Source organism: Deinococcus budaensis (genome assembly GCF_014201885.1).
GTDB lineage: Bacteria > Deinococcota > Deinococci > Deinococcales > Deinococcaceae > Deinococcus > Deinococcus budaensis.
On sequence record NZ_JACHFN010000015.1, the window covers coordinates 1 to 17,042 of the forward strand.

At 70.3% G+C, this 17,042-nt stretch carries 16 protein-coding genes, 1 tRNA gene and 1 rRNA gene; 8 read left to right on the forward strand and 10 right to left on the reverse strand.

What is annotated here, in order from left to right:
* Both rrf and HNQ09_RS15515 read left to right on the forward strand, forming a co-directional pair.
* Positions 1 to 103: ribosomal RNA gene (gene rrf / locus HNQ09_RS15510) — 5S ribosomal RNA — on the forward strand; the annotation flags it as partial.
* Positions 104 to 178: 75 nt separating this feature from the next.
* Positions 179 to 254, forward strand: a tRNA-Gly gene (locus HNQ09_RS15515).
* A gap of 105 nt (positions 255 to 359) precedes the next feature.
* On the opposite strand, the gene HNQ09_RS15520 is transcribed toward HNQ09_RS15515, so the two are convergent.
* Positions 360 to 1,562: an MFS transporter gene (locus HNQ09_RS15520; RefSeq protein WP_184031199.1), complete on the reverse strand. Its 1,203-nt coding sequence runs from the start codon at positions 1,560 to 1,562 to the stop codon at positions 360 to 362.
* Positions 1,563 to 1,639: 77 nt separating this feature from the next.
* Here HNQ09_RS15520 and HNQ09_RS15525 point away from each other — a divergent pair, with 77 nt between their 5' ends.
* The 3 genes from HNQ09_RS15525 to HNQ09_RS15535 are packed head-to-tail and all read left to right on the forward strand — an operon-like array spanning position 1,640 to position 5,121.
* Positions 1,640 to 2,698, forward strand: a complete 1,059-nt coding sequence (locus tag HNQ09_RS15525) for a LacI family DNA-binding transcriptional regulator (RefSeq protein WP_184031201.1) — start codon at positions 1,640 to 1,642, stop codon at positions 2,696 to 2,698.
* Between the two features lie 29 nt (positions 2,699 to 2,727).
* Positions 2,728 to 3,720 (forward strand): UDP-glucose 4-epimerase GalE, encoded by a 993-nt coding sequence (gene galE / locus HNQ09_RS15530; RefSeq protein WP_184031203.1) that lies wholly within the window; start codon positions 2,728 to 2,730, stop codon positions 3,718 to 3,720.
* Positions 3,721 to 3,765: 45 nt separating this feature from the next.
* Positions 3,766 to 5,121, forward strand: a complete 1,356-nt coding sequence (locus tag HNQ09_RS15535; protein WP_246363417.1) for a M20/M25/M40 family metallo-hydrolase — start codon at positions 3,766 to 3,768, stop codon at positions 5,119 to 5,121.
* 349 nt (positions 5,122 to 5,470) lie between these two features.
* On the opposite strand, the gene HNQ09_RS15540 is transcribed toward HNQ09_RS15535, so the two are convergent.
* Both HNQ09_RS15540 and HNQ09_RS15545 read right to left on the reverse strand, forming a co-directional pair.
* The gene (locus HNQ09_RS15540) at positions 5,471 to 6,874 is read right to left on the reverse strand and encodes an RtcB family protein (RefSeq protein WP_184031205.1); all 1,404 of its coding nucleotides are present in this window, start codon (positions 6,872 to 6,874) and stop codon (positions 5,471 to 5,473) included.
* A gap of 482 nt (positions 6,875 to 7,356) precedes the next feature.
* Positions 7,357 to 8,823: a UDP-N-acetylmuramoyl-L-alanyl-D-glutamate--2,6-diaminopimelate ligase gene (locus HNQ09_RS15545; protein WP_184031207.1), complete on the reverse strand. Its 1,467-nt coding sequence runs from the start codon at positions 8,821 to 8,823 to the stop codon at positions 7,357 to 7,359.
* A 57-nt stretch (positions 8,824 to 8,880) separates the two neighbouring features.
* Between HNQ09_RS15545 and HNQ09_RS15550 the strand changes: the two genes are divergently transcribed.
* Together HNQ09_RS15550 and HNQ09_RS15555 are read left to right on the forward strand one after the other, a co-directional pair.
* Positions 8,881 to 9,279 (forward strand): ArsR/SmtB family transcription factor, encoded by a 399-nt coding sequence (locus HNQ09_RS15550; RefSeq protein WP_184031209.1) that lies wholly within the window; start codon positions 8,881 to 8,883, stop codon positions 9,277 to 9,279.
* A 151-nt stretch (positions 9,280 to 9,430) separates the two neighbouring features.
* Positions 9,431 to 9,928 carry a ferritin-like domain-containing protein gene (locus tag HNQ09_RS15555; RefSeq protein ID WP_184031211.1) on the forward strand — a complete coding sequence of 166 codons (498 nt, stop codon included), beginning with the start codon at positions 9,431 to 9,433 and terminating at the stop codon, positions 9,926 to 9,928.
* Between the two features lie 46 nt (positions 9,929 to 9,974).
* Here HNQ09_RS15555 and HNQ09_RS15560 read toward each other — a convergent pair whose 3' ends face one another.
* From HNQ09_RS15560 to HNQ09_RS15585, 6 genes are all read right to left on the reverse strand, one after another.
* A complete protein-coding gene (locus HNQ09_RS15560; RefSeq protein WP_184031213.1) occupies positions 9,975 to 10,355 on the reverse strand; it encodes a hypothetical protein in 381 nt (126 codons plus the stop codon).
* Positions 10,356 to 10,400: 45 nt separating this feature from the next.
* Positions 10,401 to 11,024 (reverse strand): deoxynucleoside kinase, encoded by a 624-nt coding sequence (locus HNQ09_RS15565; protein WP_184031216.1) that lies wholly within the window; start codon positions 11,022 to 11,024, stop codon positions 10,401 to 10,403.
* A gap of 96 nt (positions 11,025 to 11,120) precedes the next feature.
* On the reverse strand, positions 11,121 to 11,750 hold the full coding sequence (locus HNQ09_RS15570; protein ID WP_184031343.1) for a deoxynucleoside kinase: 630 nt from the start codon (positions 11,748 to 11,750) through the stop codon (positions 11,121 to 11,123).
* A gap of 103 nt (positions 11,751 to 11,853) precedes the next feature.
* A complete protein-coding gene (locus HNQ09_RS15575) occupies positions 11,854 to 12,966 on the reverse strand; it encodes a trypsin-like peptidase domain-containing protein (protein WP_184031219.1) in 1,113 nt (370 codons plus the stop codon).
* The gene (locus HNQ09_RS15580) at positions 12,963 to 13,184 is read right to left on the reverse strand and encodes an FmdB family zinc ribbon protein (RefSeq protein ID WP_184031222.1); all 222 of its coding nucleotides are present in this window, start codon (positions 13,182 to 13,184) and stop codon (positions 12,963 to 12,965) included. Before HNQ09_RS15580 ends, HNQ09_RS15575 begins: the two co-directional genes overlap by 4 nt.
* Before the next feature lie 287 nt (positions 13,185 to 13,471).
* On the reverse strand, positions 13,472 to 15,310 hold the full coding sequence (locus tag HNQ09_RS15585) for an acyl-CoA dehydrogenase C-terminal domain-containing protein (protein WP_184031224.1): 1,839 nt from the start codon (positions 15,308 to 15,310) through the stop codon (positions 13,472 to 13,474).
* 201 nt (positions 15,311 to 15,511) lie between these two features.
* Between HNQ09_RS15585 and HNQ09_RS15590 the strand changes: the two genes are divergently transcribed.
* Positions 15,512 to 16,201 (forward strand): Crp/Fnr family transcriptional regulator, encoded by a 690-nt coding sequence (locus HNQ09_RS15590; protein ID WP_184031226.1) that lies wholly within the window; start codon positions 15,512 to 15,514, stop codon positions 16,199 to 16,201.
* A gap of 83 nt (positions 16,202 to 16,284) precedes the next feature.
* On the opposite strand, the gene HNQ09_RS15595 is transcribed toward HNQ09_RS15590, so the two are convergent.
* On the reverse strand, positions 16,285 to 16,959 hold the full coding sequence (locus tag HNQ09_RS15595; protein ID WP_343057863.1) for a DNA-3-methyladenine glycosylase family protein: 675 nt from the start codon (positions 16,957 to 16,959) through the stop codon (positions 16,285 to 16,287).
* Positions 16,960 to 17,042: the final 83 nt, after the last annotated feature.

Here is a 17,042-nt window from a genome sequence, read left to right on the forward strand (position 1 = left end):
CGCTGTGGACCCACCCCACTCCATGCCGAACTGGGTCGTGAAACACAGCCGCGCCAATGATACTCGGACCGCAGGGTCCCGGAAAAGTCGGTCAGCGCGGGGGTTTTTTCTTATCACGGTCAAGTTCGGAGGCCCGAACTTGTGTGTGGGTCGGCGCCGCACGCGGCGCTGTCCCCGTGCGGGAGTAGCTCAGCTGGTAGAGCACTACCTTGCCAAGGTAGATGTCGCGAGTTCGAATCTCGTCTCCCGCTCCATCCCCCCGCCCCCACCTCCCCGGTGGGGGCTTTTTTGCATGCCCCGCGACCGACACAGTTCAGGTCGAGGGCCACCTCAGCGACTTCAAGTCGGTGCGGGAGAGGTTACAGGGGAACCACAGGGCGCTTCTCCCGGAGCAGACTGAAGACCCAGCCGCCCAACAGGGTGATGAGGGCAGCGCCAAGCAGCGCGACACCAAGCGCGGCGGGCAAGCCGGCCGCCTCCGCCAGGAATCCGATGGCAGGCGGCCCCAGCAAAAATCCCGCGTAGCCGATGGTCGCGACCTGCGCGATGCCGCGCCCGGCCAGGGCGTGCCCGGCGATGCCGTACATCACGGGGACCACGTTGCTGAGGCCCAGGCCCGAGAGCGCAAAGCCCAGCGCGGCAGGCAGCGGCTCACGGGCCAGCAGGGCCAGGCCGAGGCCCAGCGCGGTCAGCAGGGCGCCGCCCCGCACCGTCTGTTCGTCTCCCAGGCGCGTGCGGACGCGGTCACCGAACCAGCGGCCCAGGGTCATGGCCGCCACAAAGGCCGCGTAGCCCAGCCCAGCCTCGCCGCCGCTCACTGCCAGCACGTCCCGGAAATACAGCGCCGCCCAGTCGTAATTGGCCCCCTCCGACAGCATGCCCAGGAAACACAGCCCACCCAGCAGCAAGACCGCCGGACGCAGGGGGCTGGAGGTGCGCGGGGTGGCAGGGCCAAGCTGGGTCTGCCGCTGGGAAGGGTCGGGCAGCAGCAGGCGCCCCGCGATCCACCCCACCAGCGCTGTCACGCCGGCGACCGTCAGCACGTGCGCCAGGACCGGAACCCGTCCGAGCAGCGCGGCGCCGAGCAAGGCTCCCGCCACGCCGCCCAGGCTGAAATAGGCGTGCAGGCGGCTCATGACAGGGCGCTGCAAGACCCGCTCGACCGTCACGCCCTGGGCATTCATGGCCACGTCCAGCGCGCCGTTGACCGCGCCGAGCAACAGCAGGGCGGCCAGCAAACCCGGCAAGCCGGGCGTCAGAAAAGGCAGCGCCAACGTCAACATGCACGTCACCACGGCGACGTGTGTGACCCGGTGGCTCCCGAAGCGGGCCGTCCAGCGGCCTGTCAGCGGCATGCTGAGCAGGCTCCCTCCGCCGATCGCCAGCAGGGCCAGGCCGATCTGCGCCTCGCTGAGGTCCAGGCGGTCACGCACGCTGGGAATCAGGACGCCCCAGGTCGCAAACAGCGCCCCGTTGGTCAGAAAGATGGCGCTGACAGCGCGGCGGGCTTGCTCGGCCCGGGGAGGCGGGGGTGCGGCGGAGGGCGGGAGAGCGTCGGTCATGCCGGAAACCTCTGGGGGAAGGCGAAATCACCTCTGAACCGGTTCAGAGGAAAAGCGGTTTACGCTAGCATCCCCCCATGTCACCCGCCAGACCGGTGGTCCGCCGCGTGACCTCGCGCGACGTGGCGGCGCGGCTGGGGGTGTCGGCAGCGACGGTCAGCAACGCCTACAACCGGCCGGATCAGCTCTCGCCGGAGCTGCGCGACCGGGTGCTGGCGGCGGCGCGCGAACTGGGCTACAGCGGCCCCGATCCGCTGGCGCGCAGCCTGCGCCGGGGCCGCAGCGGGGTGGTCGGGGTGGTCTACGGCAGCCCGCTGGAGTTCGCCTTCGCGGACCCTGCCGCCAGCCTTTTCCTGGGGGGCGTGGCGCGGGCGGTGCAGCAAGAAGGGCTGAACCTGCTGCTGCTGCCCCACCTGCCCGGAACGGGTGCCCTCAGCCCCGCCGGGGCCGCCAGTGTGGACGGCCTGATCCTCTACGCGACCCCCCCGGACAGCCCGGCCCTGGCAACGGCGCGGGCGCGGGGCCTGCCCACCGTCCTGGTGGATCAGGCGCCGCAGCAGGACCTGTGCCGGATCGGCATCAAGGACGGTGCGGGCGCGGAGGCGGCGGCCCGGCATCTGCTGGAGCTGGGGCACCGTGACCTGGGGGTGCTGGCGTTGCCGCTGGGCACGTCCGCCGCTCCGCACGCCCACATCCGCGCCCGTCTGGACGGCTATCGCCGGGCACTGCGCGGCAGCTCCGCCCGGCTCCAGGTGACCCGGAGCCTGGGCACCTCGCCCGGGGCGGGGAAACGCCTCGCCCGTGAGCTGCTCGCGGCCCACCCCGGGGTCACGGCCCTGCTGTGCATGAGCGACGTGCTCGCGCAGGGCGCCTTGCAGGTTCTGGCGGGGGCGGGGCGCGGGGTGCCCGGCCAGCTCAGCGTGGTGGGCTACGACGACATTCCCAGCAGCGCGGCGCTCGACCTCACGACCGTGCAGCAGCCCACCGCCGAGAAGGGGCTGGAGGCCGGGCGCGCCATCCTGGCCCTGTTGAGAGGAGAGCGGCCCCCCAGCGTGACGCTGCCCACGCAGCTGGTCGTGCGCGGCAGCAGCGGCCCGGCGCCCGCCGCCCGTGCCCCCCACGCGCCCCGGGTCTGACCCCCGCCCCGCCCTGTACCCTGTGCCTCATGAAACTGATGGTGGTCGGAGGCGCGGGATACATCGGGTCGCACACGGTGAGGCAGCTGCTCGCGGCGGGTCACGAGGCCGTGGTGCTGGACAACCTGTCGAGCGGGCACGCGCAGGCGCTGCCGGAAGGGGTGCCGCTGGTGCAGGCCGACCTGCTCGATCCGGCGGGCGTGAAAGCCGCCCTGGAAGCCCACCAGCCCGACGCGGTGATCCACTTCGCCGCGCTGATCGAGGTGGGCGAGAGCATGCGCGCCCCGGGCCGTTACTACCGCAACAACGTGGTCGGCAGCCTCAACCTGTTGCAGGCCATCGTGGAAACGCGCAAGGTGCCACTGGTGTTCTCCTCGACAGCCGCCGTGTACGGCACGACCGACGCTGTGCCGATCCCGGAGGACGCGCCGCTGCACCCCGAGAGCGTCTACGGCGAGACCAAGCTGATGACCGAGAACATGATTCACGCCTTTCACGTGGCGCACGGGCTGCCGTACATCGTCTTGCGGTATTTCAACGTGTGCGGCGCGGCGCCCGGCGGCGACATCGGTGAGGCGCACCCCAACAAGACGCACCTGATCGAACTGGCCTGCCTGACCGCCCTCGGGCAGCGCGAGAAGATGATGATTTTCGGAGACGACTACCCCACGCCCGACGGCACCTGCATCCGCGACTACGTGCATGTGCAGGACCTGGCCGACGCGCACGTGCTGGCGGTCGAGGCGCTGCAACGGGGCCAGGCGAACGCCGCCACCTACAACGTGGGCCTGGGCCACGGCTTTTCCGTCCGCGAGGTGCTCGACGCGGTGGACGCGGTGACCGGCAAGCCGCTGACGCGCGAGGTCGCGCCCCGCCGCGCGGGCGATCCGCCCCGGCTGGTGGCGGGCGCGCGGCGGATCGTGGACGAGCTGGGCTTCCAGCCGCAGTTCACCGACCTTCAGGAGATCGTGCGGACCGCCTGGGAGTGGCACCGCAAGCACCCGCACGGCTTCGGGCAGTAAGGGGCCGTCGCCGAGGGCCGCTCCGCGTCCTTTACCCTGGGTCCCATGCTTCCCCTCAAGCTGGCTTCGGCAGACCTGAGCGCCCACATCGAGCGCGGCATCGAGGACCTGCGTGACCTCGTCGCCCTGGAAAGCGTCTCGGCGCAGGGCAGGATGCTGCCCGAGACGGCGGCCTTCGTGACCCGGCTGCTGGAGGCCGAGGGCTTTGAGGTGCGCGCGTACCCCGGCGAGGTCGCCCCGGTGCTGGTGGCCGAGGCGGGCGCGGGCGCGGCGACCCTGCTCATCTACAACCACTATGACGTGCAGCCCGAGGACCCGCTGGAGCTGTGGGAGACCCCGCCCTTCACGCTGACCGAGCGGGACGGGCGGCTCTACGGGCGCGGCGCTTCGGACGACAAGGGGGAGTTCGCTTCGCGGCTGGCGGCCATCCGCGCGGTGAAGGAACGCCACGGCGGCACCTTGCCCCTGCGCGTGCGCTGGCTGATCGAGGGCGAAGAGGAGGTCGGCAGCCCCTCGCTGGAGCGCTTCGTCACGGAACACGCCGACGAGTTGCGCGCCGACGGCTGCTGGTGGGAGTTCGGCGGCATCGACCCGGACGGACGCCCGGTCCTGTCCCTCGGCCTCAAAGGGGTGATGTGCGTCGAATTGCGCTGCCGGGTGGCGGCCTCCGACCTGCACAGCAGCCTGGGCGCCGTCGTGGACAATCCGCTGTACCGCCTCGCCCGCGCGGTGGCCTCGCTGCGCGACGGCGCCGGGCGCGTGACCATTCCCGGCTTTTCCGACGACGTGCGGGAAGCGTCCCCGGCAGACCGGGCAGCCCTCACGCAGATTCCCGGGGACGGGCAGGCCGTGCGCGAGACCTACGGCGTGACCCGTCCGCTGGCGACCGGGCCGGCGTACCACGAGCGGCTCAACCTGCATCCGGTGGTCAACGTGAACGGCTGGGGCGGCGGCTACCAGGGTGAGGGAAGCAAGACGGTCCTGCCCGCCCACGGCTTCGTCAAGCTCGACTTCCGGCTGGTGCCCGACCAGGACCCGGCGCGGGTGCTGGAGCTGCTGCGGGCGCACCTGGACGCGCAGGGCCTGGACGACGTGGAGATCGTCGAGTTGGAGGCGCACCAGAAGCCCGCACGGGCAGACGCCGGGCATGGGTTCGTGCAGGCGTGCATCGCCGCCGCGCGCGAGGCCTACGGGCAGGAGCCGGTCGTGCAGCCGTCGAGCGGGGGCAGCGGGCCGATGCACCCCTTTGGAGCGGCGGTCGGGGTGCCGTGTGTGGCGGCGGGGATCGGGAATGTCGGGGGGCGGGTCCACGCGCCGAACGAGAACATCGTGCGGGAGCACTTCGGGCAGGGGGTGGCGTTCGGGGTGGCGTTGCTGGAGCGGCTTTCGCGGGGGAGTTGAATTACAGCTTCCCCACCCCCCAGCCCCCTCCCCAGGGGGTAGGGGGAGTTTTTCGCTGCGCTCGGCAAGGACACACGGGCGGCGCTGGGATGGCGTCGTCGTCGAATGGAATGTTGGATCTTGGTGCGGCCTCGCCTGCGGCCACCGTCTCGCTGCGCGATTGAGGCGTGGGGAAGGCAGTGCGGACGCTGTCGGCGCGTTCCTGTGCGGCGTCCACGGTGCCCGTTTTCGGGAAAGCCCAAGCTTGAGCACCGTTACTCCTTCCCCTTGAGGCGGGAGCAGGCCAGCCCCCCAACTCAGCGGAAGCATTCAGGCCCAGACTGTTTCTGCTGGCTGCTGCCCCCTCCCCCTACACGTCCTCGCTGCCCGTGTCCATCCGGACCACCCGGGGGGTGAAGCGGGCCACCACGTCCACGAGGTCGCTCTGGCGGGCCAGCACGTCCTCGATGCGTTTGTAGGCCTGGGGCGCCTCGTCGATGCCGCCGCCGATCAGGGTGACGCCGCGCTCACGCAAGTAGGCCTGCACGTCCTTCTTGACCAGGGTGTTGGCGGCGGCCTTGCGCCCGAGCTGGCGGCCCGCGCCGTGGCTGGCGCTGGCGAGGGCGTCGGGGTTGCCCCGGCCGCGCACCACGAAGCCGGGGTCGGCCATGCTGCCGGGAATCAGTCCCAGTTGGCCGCGCTCGGCGGGGGTGGCGCCCTTGCGGTGGACGATCAGCTCGTGGCCCTCCACCTGCTGGCGCCAGGCGAGGTTGTGGCTGTTGCCCACCGAGGCGAGCGGGTCCACGCCCAGCGCGCGGGCGAGCCGGGCGTGGATCAGGTCGTGGTTGGCGAGCGCGTAGCGTCCGGCGAGGTTCATCGCCTGCCAGTAGCCCTCGCCCTCCTCGGTGCCCAGCGGAAGCCAGGCGAGCTTGCGGGCGGCGGGGTCGAGACTCGGATGCAGGGCCTGCGCGACTTTGGTGTAGTGGTTGGCCACCTGCGCCCCGAAGCCGCGCGAGCCGCTGTGCGACAGGATCGCCAGGTAGTCGCCCGCCTCCAGGCCCAGGTCAGGAGCCTCCAGCGTCAGGGTGCCGAACTCCACGAAATGGTTGCCGCTGCCCGAGGTGCCGATCTGCTCGGCGGCCTTGTCGTGCAGGTGCCGCAGGAGAGGCTGCTCGCGCCAGGCCCCCTCGTGCAGCACCGCGTGGTCGCCCCGGACCTTTTTCTCAAAGCTCACGCCCGCGCCGAAGCGGGTGTGCTTCAGCAGCAGCCCCCGCGCCTCGTCGGTGCCCAGCGCGCCGGGGGGCAGCGGCAGCACGCTCAGGCGCATCGAGCAGCCGATGTCCACGCCCACCCCGTAGGGAATCACGGCGTCCTCGGCGGCCAGCACCCCGCCGATGGGCAGGCCGTAGCCCACGTGCGCGTCGGGCATCAGCGCTCCCGCGCGGCTGATGGGCAGCTGCATCGCCACGTCCATCTGGCTGCGGGCGCCCGGCTCGATCAGGTCCTCGCCCCACACCCGGTAGGGGAGCGGCTCGGGGCGCAGGTCCGCCCCCCGGCGCGCGTCCAGCCTGGCCCGCTGCGAGGTCAGTTCGGTCGCGAGGTCCGAGTAGACCCCGCCCGAGAGGTAGGCGCCCGGGTTGTCTTGCACCGAGCGCAACTCGGCCAGAATCTCGGCCCGGCTCAGGCCCGCGCGCTCGCGCAGGCCAGCGGCCGAGAGGGCGAGCGCCACCGCCCGTTTCTCGAAGCCCAGCTTCGTGATCTGTTTTCCGTTCATGGGTGTCGTCCCCGTGGGCCACGCCGCCCGCTCGTCTCTTCAGCGGCGTCCCGTCGTCGTGAGGACCGGGGGCCGCGTGGCCCCGTCTCGGTCGCCTGGGTCGTCGGTTTCGGTGCTGCTGTGTCCATCCTGACGCTTGCTCCGCATGGCTCGCCCCCTTTCTTTCTTCACGCTGCCCGCCACTGTGCCTGTCTGGGTCGGCCCCCCGCATCGGCCGGGTGGCGCAGGCCTCCGGCAGGCCGTCTGGCGGAGCCGCCCGGCACGAAGGAGGGGTGCTTACAGACCGCGTTGTGGTCGTCCGGGCAAGCGCTTCCCCCGTCTTCAGATCGAGCCGCACCCGGTACGGCGAAGGGCGGGGCTGCCCTGCACGCGCGCCTGACAGGTCTCGCACCGCAAGCGGGGCCAGACCTTTTCGCACAGCCTCTGCGCCCGCTCGCGCACCTTGACGGGAGCGGGGCGCAGCTCCTCTTGCGGGGTGAAGTTCACTGCCGCGCCTCGAGCGCCGCCCGCGCCTCCGCGACCTCGTTCCAGGGCAGCGTCTCGGCGCCGCGCTCCAGGGTGTCTTCTGGACCTTTGCCCGCCAGCAGCACCGTGTCGCCCGGCTGCGCTTCCCGGATCACCTGCCGGATCGCCTCGCGGCGGTCCCCGATGCGGACGAAGTTGGTGCGGCCCGCCTCCCGCGCTCCCCGCTCCATCTCGGCCAGAATCTCGTCCAGCGGCGTGTCGCGGTGGTCTTCCTCGGTAAAGACGGCGTGGTCGCCCAGACGGGTCGCCACCTCGCCCAGTGGCGCCCGCTTGCCGGGGTCGCGCGGCCCGCCCGCCGAGCCGAGCAGCACCCACAGCCTGCCGCGGGTGGTGGCGCGCAGGGTGGTCAGGGCCTTGTCCAGGCTGGACGGCGTGTGCGCGAAATCCACGATCACGCGCGGGGCGCCCTCACCGCCCGGCACGAGTTCCATCCGGCCCGGGACGCCCCGGAAGGAGGCCAGGCCCTCCACCAGCTCGGGCACGCCCGCGCCCAGCCGCGCCGCCGCCGCCAGCCCGGCCAGCGCGTTCGCCACGTTGAAACGCCCGATCATGGGCAACTGCGCCGCGAACTCGCCCAGCGGCGAGCGGACCCGGAAGTGCAGGCCGGTCGCCCGCTCCTTGATGTCGGTCGCCTGCCAGTCGGCGGCCCGGCCCTCGGCGGAGTAGGTGGTCTCGGCGGGGGCAATGCCGGTCAGCTGCTCCGTCCAGGGATCGTCGGCGTTCAGCACGGCGAATGGGGCACGCTCGACCAGCTTGCGTTTGTCCGCGAAGTAGTTCTCGAGCGTGCCGTGAAAGTCCAGGTGCTCGCGGCTGAGGTGCGTCCACACCGCCACGTCCCAGGCCACCCCGCGCACCCGGTCGAGCGCCAGGGCGTGGCTGCTGGCTTCCAGCACCGCCGCCCGCGCGCCCGCGTCCAGCATCTCGCGCAGGGTGGCCTGGACCTGGGGTGCTTCCGGCGTCGTGAAGTGGGCCGGGAAGTGGCGCAGCACGCCGTCGGGCAATTCGTAGCCCACGGTGCTGAGCAGGCCGGTCCGCAGGCCCGAGGCCCGCAGCAGGTGGCGCAGCAGCCAGCTCGTCGTGGTCTTGCCGTCGGTGCCGGTCACGCCGACCACCTGCAAGGCCCGGCTGGGGTGCCCCTCCAGCGCCGCCGCCGCGTCGGCCAGCGCCGCCCGGGCGTCCGGCACCGTCAGGTAGGGCAGGGGAGAGGTCAGCCCTTCCGGCAGGCCCTCGCCCAGCACTGCGGCCGCGCCGCGCGCCGCCACGTCCCCGGCGAAGCTGTGCCCGTCGAACCTCGCCCCGCGAATCGCCACGAACGCGAAGCCCGGCTGCACCCAGGCCGCGTGGTGGGTCACCCCGCGCACCTCCACGTCGGGGAGATCAGCGGGAGACACGTTCAGGGCGGCGGCAAGCTCGGGCAGACGCATGGGACGAGACTAGCAGCCCGCTTCCCGCCGCCCCCGCTCCGCTCCTATGCTGACGGTATGCCCACCGCTCGCCCGCCCCTGAACGTGTCTCCCCCGGAGGACCCTGACCGCTGTGAGGTCGCCTGCGTTCATCCCCAGGCGGTCGCCCGCGCCCGCGCCGCTCAGCCTGACGAGGGCACGCTGGCCCGCGCCGCCGCGCTGCTCAAGGCGGTGTCGGACCCCACCCGGCTGCGATTGCTGACCGCCTTGGGGACTGGAGAGCTATGCGTGTGCGACCTCGCCGCCGTGGCAGGCACCAGCGAGAGCGCCGTGAGCCACCAGTTGCGCCTGCTGCGCGGTCAGCAACTCGTCGCGCCGCGCAAGGAAGGTCGGGTCGTCTATTACCGCCTGGCCGACGATCACGTGGCAGGAGTGCTGGGAAACGTACTGGAGCATGTGGGACATACCGCGCCCTAGCTCATCGGCACAGTTGCGGCAGTCTTCTATTGTCGAGCTAGGCTTGACTTCATGAAGAGGCGCAGGAAGCTCAGCCTTCATTTTCTTGGGTGTTCTGCCAGATGGGAACGGTCAGTCGCCGGTCAGAATGCTTTTCAGAGGTGAACTCAATATGGCGATGCAAATGCAAGACCTTCAGGATCTCTACGTTCACAAGCTCCAGAGCATCTACAGCGCCGAGCAGCAGGGCCTGCAAGCCATGCAGCAGAGCCTGGAGATGATCCAGACGCCCGAGCTGAAGCAGGGGATGCAGATGCACATCGAGCAGACCCAGCAGCAGATTCAGCGCCTGGAAGGGCTGTTCCAGAAGTTGGGACAGCAGCCCGGCGGTGAGACCAACGTGGCGATGCAGGGGCTGGTACAAGAGGCCCAGAAGCTGATGGGGCAGGGCGGCAGCCCCGAAGCGCTGGAGGCGGGCCTGATCGCCTGCCAGCAGGCCATGGAGCACTACGAGATGGCTGGATACGGCACCGCGCGCACCTACGCGCAGCTTCTGGGGGACCAGGACGCCGTGCAGGTGCTGGAACAGACCCTTCAGGAAGAGAAGACGGCCGACGAGCAGCTCACCCAGATCGCCGGGCAGATCAACGTCGAGGCGATGAACGCCTGAATGGGAGCATCACGGGGGGGCGGAGCCTGCGAGGTTCCGCCTTTTTCTACGGCTTCCCCGGCGAAGGGCAGGACGAATGCCAGCGCACGTCGGCCACCGTGATGGACAGAACCGCGAGGGGCTTTCCACCAACCTTCCAATCCTCGGGCGGCTGGTAGGTCACTCCTTCCGCATCCCAGGTGACGGTGCCCCGCCACTCCGGCCCCGGCCAATAGGCTTTGCGAATGCGCCAGCTGGGGTGCTGGGTGCAGCGCAATTCCAGGAACTGTTCGGCTACCCCGGCATTGATGCCGTCGCCGCCCCAGCGGTCAATCCCGACCAGTTCCAGCCCCGGCAGAACGCCCGGCGGAGGTCGCCAGCGGGCCTCCACGCGGTCGTCGGCGCAACCCGTCAGCACGATGCAGAAGCACAGGCAAAGACGCTTCACGCCCCGAGCCTGCGGCACTTCGCAGCGATTGTCATCTCTCCAAAGTCAGCGCAGCAGCGGCAAGCCGAAGCCGTAGGCCTGCACCCGGGCGCACACCCATTGAAAAGCGGCGGGGTCCGCCACGAAATCGAGCTGGTCACCCGGCACCCGCACGACCGGGCAGGCGTCGAAGGCCTGAATCCAGGCGTCGTAGAGCCGGTTCAGGCCCCCCAGGTACTCGCCAGGAATGTCCTTTTCGTAGGCCCGCCCGCGCTGGGCGATGCGCCCCCGCAGGGTGGGCAGGCTGGCGTCGATATGGATCAGCAGGTCGGGCACCCGCAGCGCCGGGAGGATGCCCTCGTAGAGGCCCCGGTAGGTGGCCCAGTCGCGCGCCTCCATCTGCCCGCTTTCAAAGAGGTTGCGCGCGAAGATGTTGGCGTCCTCGAACACCGTGCGGTCCTGAATCACGTACCGCGCGCCCGTGACCAGATTCAGGTGCTGTTCCAGGCGGCGGCTCAGGAAATACACCTGCGAGTGAAAGGAATACCGCCGCATGTCGCGGTAGAAATCCTCCAGGTAGGGATTTTCCGCGTACGGCTCGTACACCGGGCGCAGGCCGTAGCGGTCGGCCAGCATCCGCGTCAGCGTGCTTTTGCCGCTGCCGATGTTGCCGGAGACGGCGAGGTACATGTCAGCTCGCCCCGCTCGCGGGAATGGTACGCGGCGGTCGGCACGCGGTGAACCAGGTCCGCGCCCCGCCTCGCGCCTCCCGCCTGCTGACGCCCATCAGTCCGCCGCCCCCTCGTTGGCGGCAGCGCCGTCCGCGTGCAGCGCCGCGTGGACACGCGCCAGGATGGCCTGCTCGTCACGGGGACACTGCACGAAGTCGTAGCCGCTGGCGTCTACCGTGAGCAGGCGGCCTGGGTAGGTGCGGAAATATTCGTCGTAGCGGGAGGTCAGGTCACGGAGGTAGGCGGCCTCCATATCGCGCTCGAAGGGCCGACCGCGCTTCTCGATGCGCGAGAGCAGCAGCTCCGGCTCGGCGCGCAGGTACACGACCAGGTCGGGGGTGGGCAGCCGGGGCGAGAGGTGCGCGTACAGGTCCTCGTACAGCGCGAACTCGGCGTCTTTGAGGTTCATCGCCGCGAAGATGAAGTCCTTGTCGAAGAGGTAGTCGCTGACCACGTTGCCGCTCCACAGTCCCGGTTGAGCGAGCGCCGAGAGCTGCTTGAAGCGCGACAGCAAAAAGAAGACCTGCACCTGAAAGGCGTACACCTCCGGCGACTCGTAAAAGCGCGCCAGGAAGGGGTTTTCTTCTACGACCTCCAGGTTGAGATCCGCGCCGTAGCGCTCCGCGAGCCGCCCCGCCAGGCTCGTTTTTCCCACCCCGATGGGGCCTTCGACGACGACGTACATAGCAGGGCAGATCATAGAGCTTTTCCGGCCACCAGCGGTCAGCGGTCAGCAAAAAGGCGCTCCAGCACAGGCGGAAGCGCCTTCGTCGCCGGGACGCTGGCGACTACTGCAACGTCCGCTTTTGCAGCGTGACCCGCACGTCCACCGAGCGCTTGTTGCGCCACAGCCGCAGGGTCACGGTCTGGCCGGGGCGCTTGGCGGCGACGCGGCGAATCACATCGTAGCTGCCGCGCACGCGCGCGCCGTCCACGGCCACGATCACGTCGCCCAGCGGCGCGAGCAGCTGGCCCCGGCTGTTGCGCAGGCTGCCGCGCAGTCCGGCCCGCGCGCCGGCGGTTCCGGCAGGCACCTCGTCCACCAGCGCGCCCTCGGAACTGCTGAGGCCCGCGAGCTGGCGCAGGGCCGGGTCGAGGGTGTCCAGGTCGACCAGCGTCACGCCCAGGGTGCCGCGCTGGGGGACGCCGATCTTTTCGAGGTCGTCGAGGCTCTGGCGCACCAGGTCACCGGGAATGGCGATGCCGATCACGCCGGGCACGAAGCTGTTGGGGGCCGCGTTGGCGTCGGCCACCCCGACCACCGCCCCGCGCGAGTCGAGCACCGGGCCGCCGCTGTTGCCCGGCTGGATGTTGTTGGTCATCACCAGGTACTGCCCGATCTCCTGCCCCAGCTGGTCGTCGCGCGGCACGTCCTGGGCGCTCGCCATCACGCTGAAGACGCCCGTCCCCACGAAGTTCTGAATCCGCAGCGGCGAGCCGATGGTGATGAGCTTTTGCCCCGGAATCAGGCTGGCGCTGCGCCCGAAACTCAGCGTGCGGGGCGCGGTGACGCCGGTCACCCGCAAGATCGCCAGGTCGATGTCGGGGTCGATGCCCTCCACCCGCGCCGTCACCCGGCGCCCGTTGTGCAGCGTCACGCTGACCGACTCCTGGTACTGGATGACGTGGTAGTTGGTCACGATCAGGTTGGACTTGTAGAAAAACCCGCTGCCCGTGTCCACCGGATCGTCCCCGGCCTGCAACTCTTCCTTGCGGATGCGGGCGTCCACCCGCACGACCGCCGGAATGGCCCGCTGGGCCACCTCGACCGTGTTGATCTCGTCGGAGGTCACCAGCGCCCGCTGGGCCTGAACGCCCTGGAGCTGGCCGGTCCAGTACGCGCCGACCCCGGTCCCCGCCAGCAGCAGGGCCAGGCCAGCGGCGCGCAGGCCCCGGGTCACTCGCCGCCGCCGCCTGAGCCGCCGCCCTCGCCCGCGCCCCTGGGCCGCGAGTCGGTCACGTAAAAGCCGCTGCCCCGGAAGGCGATGCCCGGCTGCGACAGCACCCGCTTGATGGGGGCGCCGGTCTCCGGATGAACGGTCAGCGCGTCGTCGCGCATGCTCTGCTTGAATTCGTAGGTCTCGCCGGTCTCGATATTCTTGTACACGTAGGTCGGCATTGCCAGAAGTCTCCGAGCGTCAATCTAGCAGGGCCGCCCCTGAGAAGCGTCCCGGGAGGCGGAACGTGAAGGGTGGCGCTGGACAGGCCGATTGGGCTGCCTTTTCAGCCGCCTTTCTGACCAGCAGAGGCACACTGGGTCACCCTGAGGTCAGGCCTCCCGGCCCCGCGCCCCGGAGGCGACGCCCGTGGCCGACGCGGGTCAAGCGGGGCGCGCCGACAGGCGGGATTGAAAAAAGCCTCCGCCCGTGGAAGGGGCGGAGGCTCGCACAAGAAGTCCGGACCCGTTTACACGCCCACCAGCGCGTGTTCCCAGCCGAACACCGCGCGGTCGTCCACGGCCAGGGTCTCGTTGCCGGCCTTGAGGGTCGCGGCGAGCATCTTGGTCTCGGGAAAGAGCTTGGCGAAGTAGAAGCGGGCCGTCTGCACCTTGCTGAGGTAGAAGCCGTCCCGGTCCTGCCCGGCGCTGATCTGCTCGTGGGCGACTTTCGCCATGCGCGCCCACAGGTAGCCGTACACGACGTGCCCGAAGTAGCGCAGGTAGTCCACGGCGGCGGCGTTGACCTCGTCGGCGCCCTCGGGCCCCGCCATCGCCTTCTGGCCGATCACCATGGTCAGGCTGCCAAGCTGCCCGGCGGCCTTGCCGAGCTGGTCGAGGTACGGGGCGAGGTCCTCGTCGCCCTCGTTGTCCTCGACGAACTGTTGCAGGGTTCCGGCGAGCTTCTGGAGCTTCTTGCCGCCGTCCATCAGCACCTTGCGGCCCAGCAGGTCGAGCGCCTGGATGCCGTTGGTGCCTTCGTAGATCTGGGCGATGCGGGCGTCGCGCACGAACTGCTCCATGCCCCACTCGCGGATGTACCCGTGGCCGCCGAAGACCTGCTGGCTTTGCACGGCGATGTTGAAGCCGTTGTCGGTCATGAAGGCCTTGGCGATGGGGGTCAGCAGCGCCACCAGGTCGGCGGCCTCCTTGCGCTGGGCCTCGTCAGGGTGGTGGTGCTCGATGTCGATGCTCAGGGCCAGCCACATCGCCATCGCGCGGCCCGCCTCCGTGTACGCCTTGCCGGTGAGCAGCATCCGGCGCACGTCGGGGTGGACCAGGATCGGGTCGGCGCTCTCCTGCGGGGCCACGCGCGGCTCGTGGCGCATCTGGAGGCGGTCTTTGGCATAGGCCAGCGCGTTCTGGTACGCGACTTCCCCGATGCCGAGGCCCTGCAACCCGGTGCCCAGCCGGGCGGCGTTCATCATGATGAACATGTGGTTCATGCCCTTGTTGATCTCACCGACGAGGAAGCCTCTGGCGCCGTCGAAGTTCAGCAGGGCCGTGGCGTTGCCGTGAATGCCCATCTTGTGCTCGATGGACCCGCAGACCACGCCGTTACGCTCGCCGAGGGAGCCGTCGGGGGTGGGCAGGAACTTGGGCACCAGAAAGAGGGAAATGCCCTTGGTGCCCTGCGGGCTGCCCTCCAGCCGCGCCAGCACGAGGTGGACGATGTTCTCTGCGAGGTCGTGCTCGCCCGCGCTGATAAAGATCTTGGTGCCGCTGATCGCGTAGGAACCGTCGCCGTTGTCCACGGCCTTGGTGCGGATGATGCCCAGGTCGGTGCCCGCGTGCGGCTCGGTGAGGCACATCGTGCCCGTCCACTCGCCCGAGACGAGCTTGGGCAGGTAGAGGTCCTTCAGGTCCTGGCTGCCGACCGCGTGCAGGGCCGAGTACGCCCCATGCGACAGGCCGGGGTACATGCTCCAGGCCACGTTGGCCGAGTTCATCATCTCGACGAGGACGTTGCTGACGAGGTGCGGCATCCCCTGGCCGCCGTAGGCGGGGTCGGCGTCGAGCGCGGTCCAGCCGGCCTCGCGGTACTTCCGGTAGGCGGCCTTGAAGCCGGTGGGGGTGGTCACCGAGCCGTCTTCAAAGCGGGTGCAGCCCTCCTCGTCGCCCACGCGGTTCAGGGGCGCGAGTTCGGTCTCCACGAAGCGCGCGGCCTCGTCCAGAACCTGGTTCATCAGCTCGCCGTCGGCGGTCTCGTTCTGGGTATAGAAGGGAATGGCGCCGAGCACCTGGGGCGCTTGCAGCAGCTCGTGCATCAGGAACTTGATGTCGCGCAGGGGGGCCTTGTACGTGGGCATGCTCTCTCCTCCTCGCAGGGGCCGCTCCCCGCAAGGAAAGGCGCCCGGCATTGTCGATTGTACCGAGTCTAAATCTCGCGGGGCCAAAAGTCACGTGGGCTGCCTCACGCTCTGGGGCGGCCGGGGCAGGCGGCCCCACCGGGCGGCGACGGCGGCAAAGCGGGGAGCAGGCCGCACCTTTTCAGGTATTCTGACCTCAACATGAATTACCCAAGCCTGGTCTGGCACCTCAAGCGAACGGAACTGTTTGCTGATCTGGAGCTGACCGAACTCGAGCGCGTGGCCGCCACCACGCCTTACCGTTCCTACGGGCCGGGCGAGGTGATCTACCGCATGGACGACCCCGCCGACGCCCTGTATTTCGTGCGCAGCGGCCTGGTCAAGATCAGCAAGCTGTTTCCCAACGGCAAGGAAGCGATCCTGGGCGTGATCGGCCAGCACGACACCTTTGGCGAACTGCTGCTGCAACCCGAAGAGCGCCGCCCCACCCAGGCCGAGGCGCTGGAGCGCACCACCTTGATCGTGTTGCCGCGCGGTGAACTGCAAAAGCTGCTGGACACCAAGCCCGCGCTCGCCATGAAGCTGATCCGGCTGATGGCCGCCCGGCTGTTCGAGGCCCAGTCGTGGTCGGCGGCGGTGAGCGCCTACAGCGCCCCCGAGCGGGTCGCCAGCCTGCTCTACCGCCTGGCGCGCGAGTTCGGGCGCCCGCACCCGCAGGGCACCGAGCTGGTGCTCAAGCTCAACCAGGAAGACATCGCCCGCATGGTGGGCGCGACCCGCGAGACGGTGAGCCACTCGCTGGGCAAGCTCAAGCAAGAAGGCGCCATCGTGCGCGCCCGCACGCCCATCATCGTGCGGCTCGACGCCCTCAAGGACTATCTGGAAGGCTGACCGCGCCGGGGAGACTCTGGCCTCCTCTCCCTTCCGGGTCAGCCGTGATGGAAAAACCTTGTGAACGCCGACCGGACTTCTTCTTAGAGGGGGTCGCTGGGAGGCGGGCGGCTCCCTTTCGGGGCGGCGCTTCTCGCGGCCGCGCGCCGCCGTCCGGACTCGGCCCACAGCACCCGCGCGGCCAGGGTCCGCTGCGGGGACCAGGCTTGCACGACCACCGGGTGGTCACGTCCCGGATACAGCCGCGCCAGCTCCTGCCTCAATATCAGGTCGCCGAAGCTGAACACGTCGGGCCGGGCGAGGCCGAACATCAGGAACATCTCGGCCGTCCAGCGCCCGATGCCCGGGAGCGGCGTCAGCGCCGTGATCACCACCTCGTCGGGCAGCGCCGCGAGGTGGGCGAAGTCCACCCGGCCCTCCCTGGCCGCGCCCGCCAGCGCCTGCACGGTGCGCACCTTGGCCCAGGAGAGGCCCAGCGCCCGCAGGTCTGCGGGGTCGGCGCTCAGCAGGCGCTCCGGCGTGACCTCGCCCAGCGCCGATTCGACCCGCGCGTGGATGGCCGCCGCCGCCCGCACCGAGAGCTGCTGGCCCACCACGCTGCGCACCAGCGTGCCGAAAGGGTCCGGGGTGGGGGTCAGCAGCGGCAGCGGCGGCGCGCCCGCCAGCACCCCCGCCAGCACGGGATCGCGGGCCAGCCAGGCCAGGGCTGGGGCGTGCGGGTCGGGCGCCGGGGGGGGCGGGAGCGCAGGGTCAGCCACGGGGCGCATTGAAGCGCAGGCCAGGCGCCCCGCGCATGAAGGTGCGTGAGGGGGACATGAAGAAAGTGCCGGTGAGACACCCT

Excerpts from the sequence above, each read along its gene's own strand:
- HNQ09_RS15565 (WP_184031216.1), bottom strand. The coding sequence starts at position 11,024 with ATGTACCTCGCCGTCTCCGGCAACATCGGCAGCGGCAAAAGCACGCTG.
- HNQ09_RS15585 (WP_184031224.1), bottom strand. The coding sequence starts at position 15,310 with ATGCCCACGTACAAGGCCCCCCTGCGCGACATCAAGTTCCTGATGCAC.
- HNQ09_RS15520 (WP_184031199.1), bottom strand. The coding sequence starts at position 1,562 with ATGACCGACGCTCTCCCGCCCTCCGCCGCACCCCCGCCTCCCCGGGCC.
- HNQ09_RS15540 (WP_184031205.1), bottom strand. The coding sequence starts at position 6,874 with ATGAACGGAAAACAGATCACGAAGCTGGGCTTCGAGAAACGGGCGGTG.
- HNQ09_RS15580 (WP_184031222.1), bottom strand. The coding sequence starts at position 13,184 with ATGCCGACCTACGTGTACAAGAATATCGAGACCGGCGAGACCTACGAA.
- HNQ09_RS15570 (WP_184031343.1), bottom strand. The coding sequence starts at position 11,750 with ATGTACGTCGTCGTCGAAGGCCCCATCGGGGTGGGAAAAACGAGCCTG.
- HNQ09_RS15545 (WP_184031207.1), bottom strand. The coding sequence starts at position 8,823 with ATGCGTCTGCCCGAGCTTGCCGCCGCCCTGAACGTGTCTCCCGCTGAT.
- HNQ09_RS15535 (WP_246363417.1), top strand. The coding sequence starts at position 3,766 with ATGCTTCCCCTCAAGCTGGCTTCGGCAGACCTGAGCGCCCACATCGAG.
- HNQ09_RS15550 (WP_184031209.1), top strand. The coding sequence starts at position 8,881 with ATGCCCACCGCTCGCCCGCCCCTGAACGTGTCTCCCCCGGAGGACCCT.
- HNQ09_RS15525 (WP_184031201.1), top strand. The coding sequence starts at position 1,640 with ATGTCACCCGCCAGACCGGTGGTCCGCCGCGTGACCTCGCGCGACGTG.
- HNQ09_RS15555 (WP_184031211.1), top strand. The coding sequence starts at position 9,431 with ATGGCGATGCAAATGCAAGACCTTCAGGATCTCTACGTTCACAAGCTC.
- HNQ09_RS15590 (WP_184031226.1), top strand. The coding sequence starts at position 15,512 with ATGAATTACCCAAGCCTGGTCTGGCACCTCAAGCGAACGGAACTGTTT.
- galE (WP_184031203.1), top strand. The coding sequence starts at position 2,728 with ATGAAACTGATGGTGGTCGGAGGCGCGGGATACATCGGGTCGCACACG.